This is a genomic window from Flavobacterium sp. (assembly GCF_049318185.1).
Taxonomy (GTDB): domain Bacteria; phylum Bacteroidota; class Bacteroidia; order Flavobacteriales; family Flavobacteriaceae; genus Flavobacterium.
Genome location: NZ_JBMOGV010000001.1, coordinates 38,972 through 57,574, shown reverse-complemented (window position 1 = coordinate 57,574; position 18,603 = coordinate 38,972). Strand labels below are relative to the sequence as shown.

Sequence of the window (18,603 nt, the reverse complement as noted above, 5' to 3'; positions counted from 1 at the left end):
TCAATTATCAATTATCAATTATCAATTATCAATTATCAATTATCAATTATCAATTGACCCCCATTTCCAACTGCATCACAAATATAGTTACCATTTTGACAATAGCCAACTAATTCGTCCTTAATAAATTGCAAAACAATATCTCTGACATTTTCGGGATACAAAATATGTACGTTTGCTCCTGCATCCAATGTAAAGCAAACTGGAATATTCGTTTCATTTCTATAGTTCCAAATTTTATTGATGATTTCCAGCGTGTTTGGTTTCATCAAAATAAAATAAGGTAACGATGTCATCATCATAGCGTGTAAAGTCAATGCTTCGCTTTCAACTATTTTTATAAATTCAGCTAAATCCCCATTTTCTAGAACGTTTTTTATGGCTGATAAGTTGCGATGTGCTTGTGCAAAACGTTGTTCCGCAAAAGGATGATGGTGCATTAAATCATGTCCAACAGTACTTGATACTTGTTTTTCGCCTTTGTCAACAAGCAAAATAGTGTCTTGATAATTTTTAAAGTTATCATGAAGTTCTGATGGAAATTCCACGCCAAACAAATCGGAACTTGCTTTTATTTCAGCATGTTTACCCCAAACGACTACATTTCCTTTCACACTTCTACAAGCACTTCCCGAACCTAATCGAGCTAAGAAAGAGGCTTTTTGGAAAAAGAAATCTTCGGTCATAGCAGGATTTAAAGCTTTTTCTAAACTCATAATATTCATTGCCAAAGCCGCCATTCCTGAGGCTGAAGAAGCAATACCCGAACTATGTGGAAAAGTATTCTCGGTAGCAATAATAAAATGATAATCGGTCAAGTAGGGACAATACGCTTCTATACGTTCGAAGAACTTTTGAATTTTGGGTTTAAAATCTTCTTTGGGTTTGCCTTCAAAAAGTAATTCAAACGAAAACTTTTCTTTGGTTGAACCAATAGTTATGGAACTATTTTTTTTAGTAAAAGATAGTTTGGTAATCGTTTTACAATGGTTCAAAGTAAAACTGATAGAAGGATTCGCCGGAATTTGTTTGTCTTTTTTACCCCAATATTTTACTAACGCTATATTACTTGGTGCACTGCATTGAAAGTTGCCTTTCTCAACAGCATGGGTTGTAGTGGTGAAAACAAAATCTTTTTCAGTTACCATAAAATCAAATATTCAGCAAAGATACTTTTTTTATGAAAAAATTGATGGTTTGTTTAGTATATTTGAGTTGAATTCAAACAAAGCATCATGCAAAAGATTTTAAGAATAACGACCACTGTCATTACTTGTGTAGTGATAGGTTATCTATCAGGAATGGTAACTCGCGATAGTATTACCACTTGGTATCCCACACTAATAAAACCAGTTTTTAATCCGCCCAATTGGATTTTTGCACCCGTTTGGTCGTTGCTCTATATTATGATGGGTATAGCAGCCGGTAGGATTTGGAACCAAATTGAACAAGAAGAAAAACAAGTGAAAAAAGCCATGAAATTCTTTGTAATCCAATTGGCATTGAATGCGCTTTGGTCTTACCTTTTCTTTGGGTTACACAATCCTTTGTTGGCTTTGGTTGAAATTATACTGTTGTGGCTCCTAATTTATGAAACCTACACCCAATTCAAACCTATTGATAAACTAGCGGCCAATCTTTTATTACCCTATTTGGCATGGGTAAGTTTTGCCACTGTTTTGAACGGAAGTATTTGGTGGTTGAATAGATAGGTTATTCCGATATAGCTTTCGCCACAATAAATCCACTAGTCCACGCATTTTGAAAATTAAAACCACCCGTGATGGCATCAACATTCATGATTTCGCCAGCAAAATAAAGGTTTTCGTGAAGTTTGCTTTCCATCGTCTTGAAGTTGATTTCTTTTAAATCAATACCTCCTGCGGTAACAAATTCTTCTTTAAATGTGCTTTTACCATTGACCTGAAATTCTCCATTGGTAAGTTGGTTGGCCAAATTATGAAGTTGTTGTTTTGACAAATCTGCCCATTTTATTTCTTCTGCAATACCCGAAGCGGCTGCCAAACTTTCCCATAAGCGATTAGCAAACTCAAATGGCGATTTTTTGCTTACGGCTTTTTTGGCGTGTTCTTGTTTTAGATTTTTTAGCGTATCCATTGCTTCTTCAAAAGTAACATCGTTGAGCCAGTTCACCTGTATTAAAAACTGGTATTTTTTATCAAATAATTCTCGAGCACCCCAAGCCGAGAGGCGTAATATTCCGGGTCCACTCATGCCCCAATGGGTAATTAATAATGGCCCAGCAGCTTCTAACTTGCTGCCTTTTACTTTTACTTTGGCGAAAGCCGAAACGCCCATCAAGTCTTTGATACGGGTATCTTTTATGTTAAACGTGAATAGGGAAGGAACAGGTGCAACAATAGTATGACCTAGTTCTGCTAACATTTCCCATACTTTTGGGTTACTGCCCGTGGTCATGATTAGTTTTTGACAAGAAAAGGTTTGATGGTTAGTTTCTACTTTCCAATAGCCATCTCCTTTGAAAAGGGATTGCACACTTTGTCCAGTTAATACATCAATTTTTAGTTTAGACACAGCGTTCAAAAAACAATCAATGATGGTTTGCGAGCTATCCGTAGTGGGAAACATTCTACCATCGTCTTCGATTTTGAGTTCAACACCATGTTTCTCAAACCATTCAATCGTATCACCCGAACAGAACTGATGAAACGGGCCGCGTAATTCTTTTTCACCACGAGGATAATATTTTACTAAATCATTGGGCACAAAACAAGCGTGGGTAACATTGCATCGTCCACCACCTGAAATGCGTACTTTTTCTAGTACACTTTTCCCGCGTTCGAGTAGGGCAATTTTTAGCTTTGGGTTATTTTCGGCAATTGTAATTGCTGTAAAAAAACCTGCTGCACCACCGCCAATAATCAAGATGTCGTAGTTTGTGTTCATAAGCTATATGGGAAATCAGTAATATTACTTTCCACGTTCAACGATTGGGCAAAGATAATAGCTTCGGGTTTATTTATGGTCTAGGAATAGACTTTAAAATTTTTTTTGGAATTTGGGCTACATTTTTTATCACCTAACTTTTTTAAGTTATATTTTCAAAAGCTAAACCTTATCTTTGTCCCAAATTACTATTTACTCCTATTTATGAAGAATGAAGTTGCGGGTTTTTCCAAATTATCCAAAGAAGAAAAAATCAATTGGATTGCCAATCACTATTTTGCTAATCCTTCAGAAGCCATTTTAACCCTAAAACAGTATTGGAATAACGATTCTAAATTGCAGCAATTGCATGATGAGTTTATAGAAAACACCATTACGAATTTCTATTTGCCTATGGGCATTGCGCCTAATTTTCTAATCAATGGCAACTATTATTCGGTGCCTATGGTTATTGAGGAAAGTTCCGTGGTAGCAGCGGCAGCCAAGTCGGCTAAATACTGGAGTACTCGTGGCGGATTTAAAGCTACTGTTTTGAATACCGAAAAAATTGGGCAAGTTCATTTTCTTTTCAAAGGAGAAACAGCTAAACTTCAAGCGTTTTTTAAGGATGCAAAGAAAAATATCATCGCTTCGACTGATAGTATTACCAAGAACATGCAGAGACGTGGTGGTGGAATATTGTCATTGGAACTAAGAGATAAAACCAACGAATTAGAAAATTATTACCAACTGCATGCCACCTTTGATACCAAAGACAGCATGGGTGCTAATTTTATCAACTCCTGTTTAGAACAATTAGCCAAAGCACTGAAAGAAGAAGCGCAACAATATATAGACTTTTCAGAGTTAAAAAAAGACATTACCATTGTCATGAGTATTTTGTCTAATTATGTGCCTAATTGTATTGTTCGTGCCGAAGTTTCCTGTAAAGTTTCCGAACTAGCCGAAAACCTGTCAGCAGGGAGGCCGGGAAAAATTGAGAATCCACAAGAATTTGCTGAGAAGTTTGTACAAGCCGTTCGCATTGCAGAGATAGAACCTTTCAGAGCAGTAACCCATAACAAAGGGATTATGAATGGGGTTGACTCAGTTGTTTTAGCCACAGGAAATGATTTCCGTGCGGTGGAAGCTGGGGTTCATGCTTATGCATCGCGTAATGGCAACTATTCCAGTTTATCTCACGCTAAAATAGAAAATGACATTTTTACTTTTTGGATGGAAATTCCATTGGCATTAGGAACTGTGGGAGGTTTAACTTCTTTGCATCCGTTAGTGAAAATGGCATTGGAAATCTTAGAGAAACCTTCATCACAAGAATTGATGCAGATTGTAGCCGTAACGGGTTTGGCACAAAACTTTGCAGCACTTCGTTCGCTTACAACTACCGGAATTCAGGAAGGCCACATGAAAATGCATCTCAATAATATTTTAAACCAATACCAAGCAACTTCCGAAGAGCGTAAAGCCATTGCGAAACACTTTGAAAACAATACCGTTTCTCATGCTTCAGTAGTAACCTTGATTGAAAATCTAAGAAAATAATCTTTTGAAGAAGACCTTTTACAGCAACGGAAAACTCCTCATCACAGGGGAATATGTAGTGCTTGATGGCGCTAAAGCCTTTGCGTTGCCTACAAAGTTTGGACAGCATTTAACCGTGTATGAAACGACAGATGAACATATTCACTGGACAAGCTATGATAGCAATGGAAGCATTTGGTTTGAGGATACCCTTTCATTTTCAGCTATTAGTGATAAAGAACAAAATGAAGTTGATTCCTCAATCAAAAACACTTTAATTGAAATCCTGCACGAAGCCTATCGAATGAATCCTGAATTCATTTCAGAAGGGAAAGGATATAATATCAAAACTGAATTGACGTTTCCTAAAAATTGGGGATTAGGAACTTCTTCTACCTTAATCAATAATATTGGGCAATGGTTGCAAATTGATGCCTTTGAGCTACTGAAAAGAAGTTTTGGAGGCAGTGGCTATGACATTGCTTGCGCACAAAATAATACTGGTATCATCTATCAGTTGATAGTTGACAAACCAACGGTTGAAGTGGTGCATTTCAACCCAAGTTTTACCGATAAATTATATTTTATTTACTTGAATAAAAAGCAAAACAGCCGAGAAGCTATTGCGGCCTATCATAACAACAATACCACTATTCAAAAAGTCATTCCAGCTATTAATGTCCTCACTAAAACCATAGTAGAAGCTGATACTATAAAAGACTTTGCTCAAGCTATTGCACAACACGAAATAGCCATGAGCAATATATTAGAATTGCCCACAGTTAAAGAAGCTCTTTTTCAAGATTTTGAAGGAGTTATAAAAAGTCTTGGTGCTTGGGGTGGCGATTTTGTAATGAGTGTTTCCAATGAAAACCCAACCGAGTATTTCCATGCAAAAGGTTTTGAGGTTGTTGTGCCTTATCACGAAATTATATTATAAAGAAAATCCCGAAGTTCTGCTTCGGGATTTTCTTTATATAACTTAGTAGATCGATTAATAAAAATCTGCTCTGTTGTCTTTAATATCAGCATCGTCTTTCAAGGCTTGCATGTATCTACCAGCATTACCCACAACTTGTGGTTTTAGCTTGTTTACATAATCAGTATATTTCTTGATAGCTGGAGCTTTTGTTACTGCTTTAGTTGCAATTACATAAACGCCTGAATTGCCATCAATTGTTTTTGATACTTTGCCAGCCTTTGATGAGAAAGCGTTTCCTACTACTTTTGGCTCAAAACCAGCACCAGGGACAGAAGGATTTTCTAAAGTTAAATCTATAGCGTTTTGAACGGTTACTTTGTTAGCGGCAGCAATTGCTGCTAAAGTGGAACCAGTCATTTTGGCTTTGATTTTCTCTGTTTTCTTTTTGTTTTTCAATAGCATTTCTACTTGTGGTCTGGCTTCTTCTACAGCCATTAGGCCTTTTTCATTCACTTTTTTTAACTTAGCAATCAAATGGCCTACATTAACGAGTTCAAAACGTTTTACATCACCTATGTTAGTATCACCCTCAAAAGCCCATTTTACAATTTGTCTTTGATTCGTAATGGAACCAAAACTTTCGTCAATTGCTTTTACTCTCACGGAAGGATTTACTGATAACTTCATTTGTTTAGCTAAAGCAGCAAAATCTTTGCTAGCAGCCTCCATTTCAAATTTAGTTGCCTGTGTGTAGGTTTTGTCGTTAGTAGCTTCAGACGGAGCTATTTTTTGAGCAATAGTGGCTAATTTTATGGCATCTTGCTTTTCAGTCACATTGATGATATGGTAACCAAATTCTGTTTCAACTAAACCAATTTTTCCAACAGGGTTATTGAAAACAAAATCATTAAATGGTTTTACCATTTGTCCTGGAGCAAAGAATCCTAAATCACCACCTTGTTGTGCCGATGAGTCATCGGAATTGGTCATGGCCAATAAAGAGAACATTCCTGGATTTGCTAATGCTTGTGCTAATAATCCATCTGCTTTTGCTTTTGCTTGTTCTTTTGTTCTTTTTTCTTTTTTGTTAGGAACTTTTGTTCCTTCCCAACTGATTAGGATGTGACTTGCTTTCACTTTTGCACCACTTTTTCTTCCTAATGCTTTTGAAATACGGGAATAGTTATTGAACATATAAGGGCCATAAACTTCTCCTATTGGTAAAGCAAATAAAGCATCGGCACTTTCTGCTGGCAAATCTTGTTTTGCAATATAAGTAGAGTCAAAAGGAATATCTGAATTAGCATTTACAAATTCTGCATTATCAATTGCACCTTTAAATCCTTTAATAGTATCATTTTTACCTGTTTCTTTGTTGTAACGTACACTTGGGAGTAACAAAGCATCAATATTTTTCTTAATTTCTGATTCGTCTTGTGCTGATGGTTTTTCTTCAATTAGCACATATTCTAATTCACGAGATTCTTCTGATTTGAATTTTTTCTCTTTGGTTTTCATGTAAGCTACAATTTCATCATCAGAAATTTTTACTTCACTATCTTTTATGCTTGAAAAAGGAACACTAACAAAGTCAAAAGTTACTTTATTTGTTTCTGCTTCATATTTGAATTTACCTTCTGTCTCAGTGGTATACATAGCCCCTTTAACTAGGGAATTGTAGATTTGATACTTGGCATTAAGCTCAGCATCTTTTTCTCTTTCTTTCAAAAGTTGAGCTCCTTCAGGATTTGTCTTGAAGTAATCTTTGAATTTTTTTAAATCAAATTTCCCAGCGGCGTTTAAAAACATTTGGTTTTGACCAATATTTGGATCGGCTTTAAAAACTTCAACAATATGTTTTTCTCCAACACGGATTCCTAATTTTTCAAATTCAGCAGTTAATAAAGCAACATTTACTTCTTGATTCCAAACTTGATTTGAAGCTTGCATTGAAGTCATTTGTTGACCGTTTTGAGCATTCTTTTCAGTGTTTGCTACTTTTACTCTAAACTCTTCAAATGAAATATTTTTTCCATTAACGCTTCCTACATCTTTTGATAAACTTTTAAACCCATTGGTAAATAAATCTTGCACGACAAAAGCCAATAATGCAAAACCTATTGCTAATAAAAGTAAACCCGAACGTTTTCTAATTTTTGCTAAAACTGCCATTTCTATTCTTGTTAAATTTTAATTCAGTTTGCGAAAATACAATTATCTGTGAAATAATAATACTCACACCATTATAATTTCTACTATTTTTTGATTTTTTTATGAATTTTAATCCAATAATGTCATTTTTACTAATTCTATTTTCTTATTAGTAGCCTGTTCTATTATAAATTGGAAGTTCCCAATAGTAATTTTTTCTCCTTTTTGAGGAATTTCTTTGGTAAAATCAACAATAAAACCACCCAAAGTGCCATAAGAATTGCTTTCTGGAATGTTTAATTTATAGGTTTCATTTATATATTCGACGTCTAATCTAGTGGAAAACAAATAATTAGTTAGGTCTAATGGATTTTCGATTAAGGTTTCCTCAGTATCATGTTCATCTTCAATTTCTCCAAAAAGTTCTTCCACAATATCTTCCATGGTAATAATTCCTGAAGTGCCACCGTATTCATCTAGTACTACTGCCACGCTTTTTCTTTTCTTAGTAAGCAAATTCATGGTGTCTTTAATAAAAATAGTTTCTGGTACAAATTCTACCGGAATAAGTATTGATTTAATGCTTCTAGGTTTTTTGAACAATTCAAAGGAGTGCACATAGCCTACAATGTCGTCTAAAGTATTGAGGTATATTACTATTTTAGAATAACCTGTTGTTATAAAAAGGTCTCTTAAATCAACTATAGAACTATATAAATCTATCGCAACTAATTCTGTTCTAGGAGTCATAATATCTCTTGCTTTTACGGCAGAAAACTCTAGCGCATTTTGAAAAATCTGAATTTCAGAATCTACCGTTTCATGGTCAGCCACAGCATTCATCTGTTCAGAGATATAATTACCTAATTCTACTTTGCTAAAAGAAAGTGTAATTTGATCACCTTCGGTCTTGAAAAATTTCTTCAAAATGAAATCAGATACTCCAAGTAATATTGATGATATATAATAGAATAGATTGTAGAAGAAATAGGCTGGCAAAGCAAAAAACTTGATGAAGCTATTAGCATATATCTGAAAAAATACTTTGGGCAAAAATTCAGAAGTCATTAATACAATTAAAGTTGATAGTATTGTTTGCAACAATAAATTGGTTAAATCTGAAAAATTAAATCCAAAACCTTTAAACCAATGCATCAATAAATCTCCCATAAAAAAACCATAAACTACCATAGCAATATTATTGCCAATAAGCATAGTAGCAATAAATTTTGATGGTTTTTGAGTAAGTTTTGTTAGGATTTTGGAAATAAAATCGGATTGTTTTTTTTCTATTTCAAGATAGATTTTATTGGAGGAAACAAAAGCAATTTCCATTCCTGAAAAAAATGCGGAAAGTATCAAACACAAGATGATTATTCCGATTTCCATGTGTTATGATTTTTTATTTCGCTCTGCAAATTTCTTAGCAAAATTTCTTCTGAAGAAGAACATAAAAATGGCAACAAGGGTAAAAATTCCCATGATGATGGCTTTATCATTATTGCCAGCTTGGTATTGATTATAACTTTCAATAGCAACAAGAATTCCTGCGATTAAATAGGCGTATTGGGTAAATTTTAAATAATTCATAGTTATTCTGATTGAACTTGTCCTGATATTTTTTGTGAATTTACTTTTTTGAAATCTTTACTAAAATCAATTCCTTCTCCATAGGAAACTCCTTTTGGTGAAGTAAATTTAAACTTTTTTTCGGTAAAAAACCATTCATTCTTTTGGTCATAATACAATTGCTCTGTTTCCAGTTGTTCGCCATTTTGATTGGATATTTTTACTTTCCCTTGTAAGTCAATGATATTGGTTGACTTATCAGATGTAGCATAGTTGCCTTCAATATAGGTTTCTTTTCCGTTCTTATCATATAAGGTAAGATGCATTCCTATTGGAAATTCAGTAAAAGGAAATTTAACTGTGGCATAATCTAGCATTTTAGGACTAACTAGATTGGCGGTTATTCTTCCTGAATCAGTATATTTTAAATTGATGGAATCTGCATCGCTACTAGGTGTGAATTCAGAAACACTCATCTTTTGGACATCACGAAAATTGCTTTCACAAGATATAATTGTCATACAAGATAAAAGTGCTAACAAAAAGGGAATTCTATTTCTAGATAAATATCTCATTATTTAGAAGGAAAAGTAATGGTTTCGTTAATCCAACAATCAATTTTTATTGATTTTCCGTTCATTTTTGCTTTTTTGATTTCCGATTGGGTTAAGGCTTTTTTAGTATAATCTTCACTCATTTTATCAGCAGTTTGCTTTAATTTTGAATCAGCCATTCCTGCTTTTTTTACTGTTTGTTGGGCCAGGTAAAATATAGCTTTCTTCTCAAAATCAGTTTGACCACATTTTTCAGCGGCATCGGAATAAAGTTGTGCCAAGAATATGTAAGCTTTACCCATTTTTGGATCAAATGCTAAAGCTTTATTTAAATTTTCTCTGGATTTAGTCATGTCGTTTGCTAATAATCCTGTTGCTAAAGTATAGTATATTTTTGCTTTTTCTATGGGGTTTGTTTCTAAATCAGCTGCTTCATTATAAAAAGCAATAGCTTCTTTAAACTTTCTTTGCTTTGTGGAAGCTGCTGCCATAAAATAGGCTGACTCAGAGGTGACTTTAACAGCATAAAGCTTTTCAGCCATAGTGTTGAATATTGGCTTAGCACTACATTTCCCTGAAAGATTGGTCAATGCGGTTGTTATCCAAGTAACATCTTCGGAATGTTTGGAGTAATTATTAGTGTAGTAATTTCCTAAATTATCACAAGTAGCCAAATCTCTTGCTAGTGCATTAATTCCTCTTTGTGCAGTTTTGTATTCAGATATTTTTTTAGCATTAGACACTTGCAATTGGGTAAGCATGAAATTGACGAGCATATATTTGTCGAGCACTACTTCAGCAGTGAATTTTTTATCACCAGTTTTGTATTTATCAAAGCACAGGCTAAAATAGGTGTATATGGCACTGGCATTGGTGATATGGTTGGAAGCTTTAGCAAAACCACTTTGTAATAAACCGAAGATTTCTTCTTTAGCGTCTATCTTATTATCATACAAAGCCATGGCTTTATTTACTTCGTAGTCCGAAGTGGTTAATGGAAAGTTTATATGGTATTGGTCATAAAGCTTTAGTTCATCGCGAACCCAAGTTTCTTTTTCTTCAGCATTGGCTGCATTATCTATTTTAAATTGCAGTATTTTGAAGCCATCATTATAAATCGTTTCACTTTCTTTTGGGCATTTTTTCCTTACTTCACTCCATGTGTCAAAAGTCTCAGACATATTCTGAGCTAGAAATAATTCTTGATAGGTTGTTATTTTTGCTGAACAATCAAATTTTTGAGCATTGATTGAGATAACTAAGAATAGACCCAATAAAGAAAAAATAGCTTTCATAATGTTAGGGTTTAGTCGAATTTACGTTTCACAAACCATCTTTCGCTTAGTGAAAGACCTAAACTGATATTGAAATAGTTTTCTTCTACTAAATTGTTATATTTTGTACCTCTTTTGCCCATTTCAAGACCAATATTAATATTAGAAAAAGTACCTCCTAAAGGTAAACCAAAACCAACATTAACTGCATAATCGTTTATGGATTGATTTTGAATTACTAGTCCAGTTTTTTCATATCGCAATCCACCTCTGTATGTTACCTTTTTAAAATAGCTTGAATAAGAGTTGTAATTAGGGATAAAATAACCGCCTAAACTGTAACGAGTAGCGTTTTCAAAAGTTGCCCCATTAATATCAACAAAACGATTGGATAGCACACTATTATTCAATAAAGTTACTTCGGCACCAACTAACCATTTTTTGACTTCACCAAAACCATTTCCAAAAGTTAATTTTGAAGGCAATTTTATAGTAGTATTAGCAACTATTGCCTCTTCTGTTTCTATTACACTTACAGCACCTGAACTCAAAAATTGTATAATGTCTATACTTCTAGAATTTCCAAATTTTAGGTTTGATTGTGGTGTATAAGTTAAACTGCTGAAGAAAGAGTGTTTTTTGTTTACATTGGTTTGGTAGGTCAAACCTAAATCAATGTTAAACCCTTGAGCATTTGAAGAATTATTTTCTCTAGTTCCGTATTGAACATCACTTTGGTAACGCAAATTGGTGGTCGTAATCGTTCCAAAATTATATTGAATAGCAACTCCAAAGTTTATTTTCTTAGTGATTTTATATCCAGCACCTATAAAAACTTTGTTAACACCACCTAAACCGTTATACTTGGAATAAATAGCTCGCAGGGTATCACCGGCACTATTTGTTTCATATACTGTTTTTCCAATTTTATAGCCAACAGAGGAATAAGGAACAAGCCCAAAACCAATACCTAATTTTCCAACTGGAATTCCAACAGCAAGATAATCTAGAGTGGTTCTTCTAGATTTTTCTTCTTGCGTTTCAGATTTTGTTTTAGAATTGGCATAAGTACCACCAATAGTAAGACTAGATAGTTTCAAGCTAGCAAATTGAGCAGGATTTTGAAGATTGATGTGAATGCTGTCAGGAAAAATAGCAATTCCTCCCATAGATCGTGTATCAACAGTTCCTTTAAACTTAACATCACCAATTCCGTAAAAAGAATAAGGAGATGATGTTCCTTCTTGCGCCCATGTTGCTAATGAAATAAGTAAACAGCAGCTTACTATAATTTTTTTAATCATTTTTGATTGTATTGAAAAGTTTGGTTCAAACTTTCAAGCAGAAAATTTGAATTGGCAAATATGGTATTTTTTAATCGTTTAGCCAAAAATACTCCATCGCCACCCGTTAAAATTATGATAAATTTAGCGTATTGGTTTCTATATTCTTCAATAAACCCACTAATTTCATGAATTACACCATTTACAACACCTGAATGAATTGATTCTTCAGTCGAATTTCCAATGAAATTTTCGGGATAAGTTTTTGATAACAGTGGTAATTTTGCAGTTTGTTGATGTAAGGCCTCATATCGAATGCGTAATCCAGGAGAAATACCACCACCCAAATAATTATTGTTCTCATCTACAAAATCATAAGTAATGCAAGTACCAGCGTCAATAATCAATCTGTTTTGAGCAGGAAATGTTATAACCGCCCCAGTTGCTAGAACCATTCTGTCAATTCCGAGTGTATTGGGAGTGGTATATAAATTTTGAAAAGGGAACTTACTTTCATGTGAAATATGAACAATTGAAAGTCTATTTTCAAAACTTGAAAGCAGCTTTTTTTCAAAATTTCCAACAGTTGCTAGAACAATAGTTTTAATTTTTGGATGCAATTCCAAAAAAAATGCTACCCGAGAAATAAATTCTTCTTTGCCAAAAACAAAGGTTTCTACAAGCGTATTTGCCTCAAATAAAGCGGCTTTAATTCTGGTATTTCCAACATCGATGGCTAGAAGCATATATATGTTTTTGATAGGGCTAAGGTACGAATAGTTTTTTTTTAGTATTTGTTTTGGATAAATTAAAAATCGTTCTATATTTGCACCCTCATCAAAAAAGGTACCTTAGCTCAGTTGGTAGAGCAATGGACTGAAAATCCATGTGTCCCTGGTTCGATTCCTGGAGGTACCACTTAAACCCTTGATAATCCTTTGATTTTCAAGGGTTTTTTGTTTTCTTTAAAAACATTGTGTAAAACAATTTTCAATTTGTTTACAAAATCTGTAACTATATTTAAATACTTAAAAGTTTATTATAGTGCCTTCCCATCGTCAACGTGAAATGAAATACGATGAAGTAAATCCCTTTGCTTACTAAAAACATTACTAGACTTCCGATCTGTATTTTACACTTTTTGGTAACGCTTTTTCAGGGCAAGAAAATTTAATGTTTATTAATTCATTTTTTAATCTGCATTAAAAAGAAATATTTTAGAACTCAATATATTTACCAAGTTTATTTTTGAAATTTAAAACCTTTTAAATAGCCTTTTAACTTAACTATAATTTAAAATTATATTAATTTGAGAGAGCAAAGGAATTTGAATATTTGCCAATAAATAATTTATTAGCAAGTCATAGGAAGACATAAGAAACTAACATGTTAAAAATAAATTAATTTAAAATAAAATATAATGACCAAAAAATCAATTTTCATCAGCTTTGATTATGAAAATGACAAGGATTACAAATTTTTATTGAATGCTTTAAGTGCTAATGACCTATTTGAAATTTCTTTCAATGATAAATTAACTTCTAAAATAAAGACATCCGAAATTCCTGCAGTTAAAGCTGGCTTAACAAAAAAAATAAATACGACAGAATATACTCTTTGTATTATTGGTAAGTATGCCAATTCTTGGAATAATGACTACATAGAGATTGGTTATAAAAATTGGATAAATTTTGAATTAGCACAAAGTAAAAAAAATGGAAATAAATTAATTGCCATAAAAATTAATCCTTCTTTTGTTTCACCACAAGAGATTTTAAATTCGGAAATAGTTTGGGCAAAAAACTTAACTGTTGAGGCAATTATAAAAGCCATTCTCGAAGCATAAAATGAGTCAACTATCTTAAATTTTCAAGCTTGGTCTTTTCATTTTAAGATACTTTATTACATAAACTTCTGCTGCATATTATTGGATACTCTTTGCAGGACAGGTTTAAAAACACACTTCCAACATTTTACTTTATTACTAGGTTAAATGTGCTTTTAACACAAAAACATGCGGTTATTTATAAAATTTTCACTAAAATTGAAAGTTTTTAAAATTAAACTTTGCAATGAAATCAAAACTTTCCATCGTTCTATTTCTATTGGTCTGCTTTTCAGCAGTAGCGCAACAAAAACTAACTGTTGAAGAAATATATTCAGGTGCTTTTCGGCTGGAAACCATGGATGAATTATTCGCCATGAAAAATACTAATCAATATGCCGTGCTCAATTTCGATCGAGCTACACGAAGTTCACAAATTGATTTGTATGATTTTGCCACCTTAAAAAAAGTAAACACAATAATTGATACTAAAAGCTTTCCGGAACTTGCAGACGGAATCGATAGTTTTGTTTTTAGCAAAGATGAGAAACAAGTATTATTGGCAAATAATTCCAATCAAATCTTCCGTTATTCCTTCACTGCCAATTTTTTTCTGTACAACCGAGATACAAAAAAGTTGACCAAAATACTGGAACAAGTGCAACAACCTACATTTTCACCAGATGGATTGAAAATAGGTTTTGCAAAAGAAAATAATCTTTTCATCTATGATATTGCTTCCCAAAAAACTACTCAAGTCACTACCGATGGTATAAAGAACAGCATAATTAACGGTATTACGGATTGGGTTTATGAAGAAGAACTCGCTTTTGTAAAAGCCTTTGATTGGAGTGCCGATAGTAAAAAGCTTGCCTTTATTCGTTTTGACGAAAGTGAAGTTCCAGAGTTCTCGATGAACATTTTCAAGAAAGAAATGTACCCAACGGTTGAAACATTTAAGTATCCAAAAGCGGGTGAAAAAAATTCAAAAGTGGCGCTACTAGTTTATGATGTTGCTTCCGGTAGTTCAAAAACGGTTGATTTGAGCAATTATAATGATTTTTATATTGCACGAATAAAATGGACTAACGATGCTAATGTGCTTGCTGCTCAAATTTTAAACCGTCATCAAGATAATTTAGACTTGCTTTTTATTGATGGAACAACGGCAACTTCAAAAGTAGTTTTGAACGAAAAAGACAAAGCCTATATTGACGTTACCGATAATTTGACTTTTCTAAAAGACAACAGCTTCATCTGGACATCGGAAAAAGACGGTTTCAATCACATCTATTTATATGATAAAACAGGAAAGCTGAAAAACCAAGTCACCAAGGGCAATTGGGAAGTAACGGCTTATTATGGTTTTGACGAAAAAAATAAAACGATCTACTATCAATCCGTAGAAAACGGTTCAACCATTAGAGACGTTTATAAAATAGGATTGGATGGTAAAAACAAACTGAAACTATCACAGCAAGTAGGAACAAACAGCGCTACTTTTAGTCCAAATTTTCAATTTTTTATCAATTCTTTTTCTAGTTCAAGTCAACCGACAATCAATACGTTAAACAGTACCAATGATGGGAAACAAATCCAATCCATTATTGATAACAAAACGTTAGCCGAAAAAGTAAAAAAATACAATCTGCCAACTAAAGAATTCTTTGAACTCACCACCGAAAAAGGCAACAAACTTAATGCTTGGATGATCAAACCAACCGATTTTGATGCCAATAAAAAATATCCCGTTTTTATGTACCAATATTCTGGTCCTGGCTCGCAAGAAGTGAATAATAAATGGAACACTACCAATGATTATTGGTTTATGATGTTAACACAACATGGCTATATCGTCGCTTGTGTGGATGGAAGAGGAACAGGGTATAAAGGTGCAGCTTTTAAAAAATGCACTCAAAACCAACTTGGGAAACTGGAAGTAGAAGACCAAATAGACGCTGCCAAAGTAATAGGAAACTATTCCTATGTTGATAAAACAAGAATTGGTATTTTTGGCTGGTCTTATGGCGGATTCATGTCAAGCAATTGTATATTAAAAGGTGCCGATGTTTTCAAAATGGCTGTTGCTGTAGCTCCAGTTACCAATTGGCGTTTCTATGATAGCATTTACACGGAACGTTATTTGCAAACTCCGCAAGAAAATGCTAGTGGATATGATGATAATTCACCAATTAATCATGTGAGTAAGTTAAAAGGAAATTTTCTCCTAATTCATGGCACAGCCGATGATAATGTGCATGTTCAAAATAGTATGCAAATGATTGAAGCCTTAGTACAAGCCAACAAACAATTTGATTGGGCCATTTATCCCGATAAAAACCACGGAATTTATGGTGGAAAAACCAGAATTCAATTGTACAACAAAATGACTACTTTTATCAAAGAGAAATTGTAAATCGTTCATGCATTTAGTAACTATTCAAGATAAAATATATGAAGTAAATGGCATTAAAGTAATGCTTGATTATGATTTGGCTGAACTATACGAAGTTGAAACGCGTGTTTTGAATCAAGCGATTAAAAGAAATACCAATAGTTTTCTAGAGGATTTTATGTTTAGGTTGACAAAAGAGGAATGGGAAGAAATGACTGCATCGTCAATGTTTACGTTAATGCCATCACAAACTGTGATCGCATCAAAAAGAAATAAGAGCGCACCACCCTATGCATTTACCGAACACGGAGTTACCATGTTGGCCAGTGTATTGAGAAGTCCAAAAGCCAGAAAAATGAACATTGCAATCGTAAGAGCTTTTGTAGCGTTAAGAAGAACACTTTTGAATATAGAAAATTTACAAACCCAAATAAAAGATTTAGAAAGTAAATATGATAGTCAATTTGAAGATATCTTTGAAGCAATTCAATGTTTAATGACAGAAAATAAAGAAATTGCAACTCAAAGCGAAAGATATAAAATTGGATATAATAAATAAAGAATTAGATTTAAAAAAGAAAATTACAATTAACCAAAACAAACAAAAACCAATATTATGAGTGAAACAACAGTAAAAACAGGACATCCAAAAGGATTGTACTTTCTTTTCTTTACAGAAATGTGGGAACGATTTAGTTATTATGGAATGAGAGCAATCTTCATTCTCTTTATGACTAAAGTATTATTAATGAAAGATGCAGATGCTTCTGAAATTTATGGAAGCTATACCGGATTAGTATATTTAACGCCACTTTTGGGAGGTTATTTGTGTGACAAATTTTTAGGAAACAGACGAAGTATTGTTATTGGAGGATTATTGATGGCAATGGGTCAGTTTTTTATGTTCTTTAGCGCTTCTGCTGGAGTAAATGGTGGAGTTTCATTAATGTGGATGGGATTAACAGCCATTATTATTGGAAATGGTTTCTTTAAACCAAATATTTCTACAATGGTTGGTCAATTGTATCCAGCCAATGACAGAAGAATTGATAGCGCCTTCACCATTTTTTACATGGGAATTAACCTTGGTGCTTTCTTTTCGCCATTAGTTTGTGGATCTATGGATTTCAAATGGGGATTTCTAGCTGCTGGAGTAGGCATGTTGATAGGACTTGTTGCATTTGTTCTTGGTCAAAAAAAATATCTTATTTCTGAAGAGGGAAAAGAAATTGGTTTACCAGTAAAAAAATTAGATGTTAAGAGTGTTGGAATGATAATTGGATCCATCGCCATAATCTTCTTTATGTTGAATTTTAAACAAATGTTTAAAAGTGATTTAGATATCATCAGCTACTTTATTTACGGTGCAATGGTTGCCATGCCAATTTTAATTTTTAGCGATAAAAGTTTATCAAAAATTGAAACACAACGAATAACTGTAATTTTTATCTTGGCTTTCTTCGTGATTTTCTTTTGGGGTGCGTTTGAACAAGCTGGTGCTTCGTTAACTTTATTTGCCGATAGACAAACAGAAAGAACTTTATTTGGTTGGGAAATGCCTGCCTCTTATTTTCAATCGGTGAATCCTTTAGCAGTTATTGCACTTGCACCAATAATGACAATCGTTTGGGGATTTTTATATGCTAGAAAGTTAGAACCATCATCGCCAAAAAAAATGGCAATAGGTCTAGGATTAGTAGCTATGGGATATGTTGTTATTGCTATTGCTGTTAAAGGATTAGGACTTGGAGAAAAAGTATCTATGTGGTGGTTAATAGGTTTATATGTAATTCATACTATAGGAGAATTATGTTTGTCACCTATTGGATTGTCAATGGTTTCAAAATTGGCACCTTTACGTTTATCTTCCTTAATGATGGGTACATGGTTTTTAGCAAATGCTGCAGCAAATAAATTTGCAGGAACACTGAGTGCATTAATTCCTGGTGGAGAAGACGGAACTGGTGGAGCAACCTCATTTATAGGTTTTCAAATCACTAATTTATATGAGTTTTTTGTTCTATTTATAATAATGTCAGGTGTAGCATCAGCAATTCTTTTTGTACTAAGCTCTTGGTTAGAAAAAAGAATGCACAATGATCATGTAGAAGGTGTTGATTTAGAAGTTGAAAACAGATAAACTCTTTCTAAAAATAATTTTATATCTTTCAAACCTCCAAC

General features: G+C 33.4%; 16 protein-coding genes and 1 tRNA gene. 8 read left to right on the top strand and 9 right to left on the bottom strand.

From position 1 onward, the window contains the following. Positions 1-35: 35 nt before the first annotated feature. The gene (locus ACOYLT_RS00245; protein ID WP_422851824.1) at positions 36-1,148 is read right to left on the bottom strand and encodes a diphosphomevalonate/mevalonate 3,5-bisphosphate decarboxylase family protein; all 1,113 of its coding nucleotides are present in this window, start codon (positions 1,146-1,148) and stop codon (positions 36-38) included. A gap of 87 nt (positions 1,149-1,235) precedes the next feature. On the opposite strand from ACOYLT_RS00245, the gene ACOYLT_RS00240 reads away from it, so the two are divergent. Further along, positions 1,236-1,712, top strand: a complete 477-nt coding sequence (locus tag ACOYLT_RS00240) for a TspO/MBR family protein (protein ID WP_422851823.1) — start codon at positions 1,236-1,238, stop codon at positions 1,710-1,712. A 1-nt stretch (position 1,713) separates the two neighbouring features. On the opposite strand, the gene ACOYLT_RS00235 is transcribed toward ACOYLT_RS00240, so the two are convergent. Then, entirely contained in the window at positions 1,714-2,928 is a 1,215-nt protein-coding gene (locus ACOYLT_RS00235; RefSeq protein WP_422851822.1) for an NAD(P)/FAD-dependent oxidoreductase, read from the bottom strand. Between the two features lie 204 nt (positions 2,929-3,132). On the opposite strand from ACOYLT_RS00235, the gene ACOYLT_RS00230 reads away from it, so the two are divergent. Together ACOYLT_RS00230 and ACOYLT_RS00225 are read left to right on the top strand one after the other, a co-directional pair. Beyond that, positions 3,133-4,470: a hydroxymethylglutaryl-CoA reductase, degradative gene (locus tag ACOYLT_RS00230; RefSeq protein WP_422851821.1), complete on the top strand. Its 1,338-nt coding sequence runs from the start codon at positions 3,133-3,135 to the stop codon at positions 4,468-4,470. A gap of 4 nt (positions 4,471-4,474) precedes the next feature. Continuing rightward, the gene (locus ACOYLT_RS00225; RefSeq protein ID WP_422851820.1) at positions 4,475-5,389 is read left to right on the top strand and encodes a GYDIA family GHMP kinase; all 915 of its coding nucleotides are present in this window, start codon (positions 4,475-4,477) and stop codon (positions 5,387-5,389) included. Positions 5,390-5,443: 54 nt separating this feature from the next. On the opposite strand, the gene ACOYLT_RS00220 is transcribed toward ACOYLT_RS00225, so the two are convergent. The 7 genes from ACOYLT_RS00220 to ACOYLT_RS00190 all read right to left on the bottom strand — a co-directional run bounded on the left by ACOYLT_RS00220 (position 5,444) and on the right by ACOYLT_RS00190 (position 12,948). After that, a complete protein-coding gene (locus ACOYLT_RS00220) occupies positions 5,444-7,543 on the bottom strand; it encodes a peptidylprolyl isomerase (RefSeq protein WP_422851819.1) in 2,100 nt (699 codons plus the stop codon). Between the two features lie 108 nt (positions 7,544-7,651). Beyond that, positions 7,652-8,911, bottom strand: coding sequence for a hemolysin family protein (locus tag ACOYLT_RS00215; protein ID WP_422851818.1), 1,260 nt, complete (start codon positions 8,909-8,911; stop codon positions 7,652-7,654). A gap of 3 nt (positions 8,912-8,914) precedes the next feature. Next, positions 8,915-9,112 (bottom strand): hypothetical protein, encoded by a 198-nt coding sequence (locus ACOYLT_RS00210; RefSeq protein WP_422851817.1) that lies wholly within the window; start codon positions 9,110-9,112, stop codon positions 8,915-8,917. Between the two features lie 2 nt (positions 9,113-9,114). Next, entirely contained in the window at positions 9,115-9,666 is a 552-nt protein-coding gene (gene lptC / locus ACOYLT_RS00205; protein ID WP_422851816.1) for an LPS export ABC transporter periplasmic protein LptC, read from the bottom strand. Beyond that, positions 9,666-10,940 (bottom strand): tetratricopeptide repeat protein, encoded by a 1,275-nt coding sequence (locus tag ACOYLT_RS00200; RefSeq protein ID WP_422851815.1) that lies wholly within the window; start codon positions 10,938-10,940, stop codon positions 9,666-9,668. The genes lptC and ACOYLT_RS00200 overlap by 1 nt, the downstream gene beginning before the upstream one ends. A gap of 11 nt (positions 10,941-10,951) precedes the next feature. Beyond that, positions 10,952-12,223: a hypothetical protein gene (locus ACOYLT_RS00195; protein ID WP_422851814.1), complete on the bottom strand. Its 1,272-nt coding sequence runs from the start codon at positions 12,221-12,223 to the stop codon at positions 10,952-10,954. Further along, positions 12,220-12,948, bottom strand: a complete 729-nt coding sequence (locus ACOYLT_RS00190; RefSeq protein ID WP_422851813.1) for a type III pantothenate kinase — start codon at positions 12,946-12,948, stop codon at positions 12,220-12,222. Before ACOYLT_RS00190 ends, ACOYLT_RS00195 begins: the two co-directional genes overlap by 4 nt. 99 nt (positions 12,949-13,047) lie before the next feature. Between ACOYLT_RS00190 and ACOYLT_RS00185 the strand changes: the two genes are divergently transcribed. From ACOYLT_RS00185 to ACOYLT_RS00165, 5 genes are all read left to right on the top strand, one after another. Beyond that, positions 13,048-13,120, top strand: a tRNA-Phe gene (locus tag ACOYLT_RS00185). Between the two features lie 502 nt (positions 13,121-13,622). Further along, complete coding sequence (locus ACOYLT_RS00180) at positions 13,623-14,048, top strand: TIR domain-containing protein (RefSeq protein ID WP_422851812.1); 426 nt, start codon at positions 13,623-13,625, stop codon at positions 14,046-14,048. A 226-nt stretch (positions 14,049-14,274) separates the two neighbouring features. Then, the gene (locus ACOYLT_RS00175) at positions 14,275-16,443 is read left to right on the top strand and encodes a S9 family peptidase (RefSeq protein WP_422851811.1); all 2,169 of its coding nucleotides are present in this window, start codon (positions 14,275-14,277) and stop codon (positions 16,441-16,443) included. Positions 16,444-16,450: 7 nt separating this feature from the next. After that, positions 16,451-16,981, top strand: coding sequence for an ORF6N domain-containing protein (locus tag ACOYLT_RS00170; protein ID WP_422851810.1), 531 nt, complete (start codon positions 16,451-16,453; stop codon positions 16,979-16,981). Between the two features lie 57 nt (positions 16,982-17,038). Continuing rightward, complete coding sequence (locus ACOYLT_RS00165; protein WP_422851809.1) at positions 17,039-18,562, top strand: peptide MFS transporter; 1,524 nt, start codon at positions 17,039-17,041, stop codon at positions 18,560-18,562. The last annotated feature ends 41 nt before the right edge of the window (positions 18,563-18,603 follow it).

Excerpts from the sequence above, each read along its gene's own strand:
- ACOYLT_RS00210 (WP_422851817.1), bottom strand. The coding sequence starts at position 9,112 with ATGAATTATTTAAAATTTACCCAATACGCCTATTTAATCGCAGGAATT.
- ACOYLT_RS00170 (WP_422851810.1), top strand. The coding sequence starts at position 16,451 with ATGCATTTAGTAACTATTCAAGATAAAATATATGAAGTAAATGGCATT.
- ACOYLT_RS00200 (WP_422851815.1), bottom strand. The coding sequence starts at position 10,940 with ATGAAAGCTATTTTTTCTTTATTGGGTCTATTCTTAGTTATCTCAATC.
- ACOYLT_RS00240 (WP_422851823.1), top strand. The coding sequence starts at position 1,236 with ATGCAAAAGATTTTAAGAATAACGACCACTGTCATTACTTGTGTAGTG.
- ACOYLT_RS00245 (WP_422851824.1), bottom strand. The coding sequence starts at position 1,148 with ATGGTAACTGAAAAAGATTTTGTTTTCACCACTACAACCCATGCTGTT.
- lptC (WP_422851816.1), bottom strand. The coding sequence starts at position 9,666 with ATGAGATATTTATCTAGAAATAGAATTCCCTTTTTGTTAGCACTTTTA.
- ACOYLT_RS00220 (WP_422851819.1), bottom strand. The coding sequence starts at position 7,543 with ATGGCAGTTTTAGCAAAAATTAGAAAACGTTCGGGTTTACTTTTATTA.
- ACOYLT_RS00180 (WP_422851812.1), top strand. The coding sequence starts at position 13,623 with ATGACCAAAAAATCAATTTTCATCAGCTTTGATTATGAAAATGACAAG.
- ACOYLT_RS00235 (WP_422851822.1), bottom strand. The coding sequence starts at position 2,928 with ATGAACACAAACTACGACATCTTGATTATTGGCGGTGGTGCAGCAGGT.
- ACOYLT_RS00230 (WP_422851821.1), top strand. The coding sequence starts at position 3,133 with ATGAAGAATGAAGTTGCGGGTTTTTCCAAATTATCCAAAGAAGAAAAA.
- ACOYLT_RS00175 (WP_422851811.1), top strand. The coding sequence starts at position 14,275 with ATGAAATCAAAACTTTCCATCGTTCTATTTCTATTGGTCTGCTTTTCA.
- ACOYLT_RS00165 (WP_422851809.1), top strand. The coding sequence starts at position 17,039 with ATGAGTGAAACAACAGTAAAAACAGGACATCCAAAAGGATTGTACTTT.
- ACOYLT_RS00215 (WP_422851818.1), bottom strand. The coding sequence starts at position 8,911 with ATGGAAATCGGAATAATCATCTTGTGTTTGATACTTTCCGCATTTTTT.
- ACOYLT_RS00190 (WP_422851813.1), bottom strand. The coding sequence starts at position 12,948 with ATGCTTCTAGCCATCGATGTTGGAAATACCAGAATTAAAGCCGCTTTA.
- ACOYLT_RS00195 (WP_422851814.1), bottom strand. The coding sequence starts at position 12,223 with ATGATTAAAAAAATTATAGTAAGCTGCTGTTTACTTATTTCATTAGCA.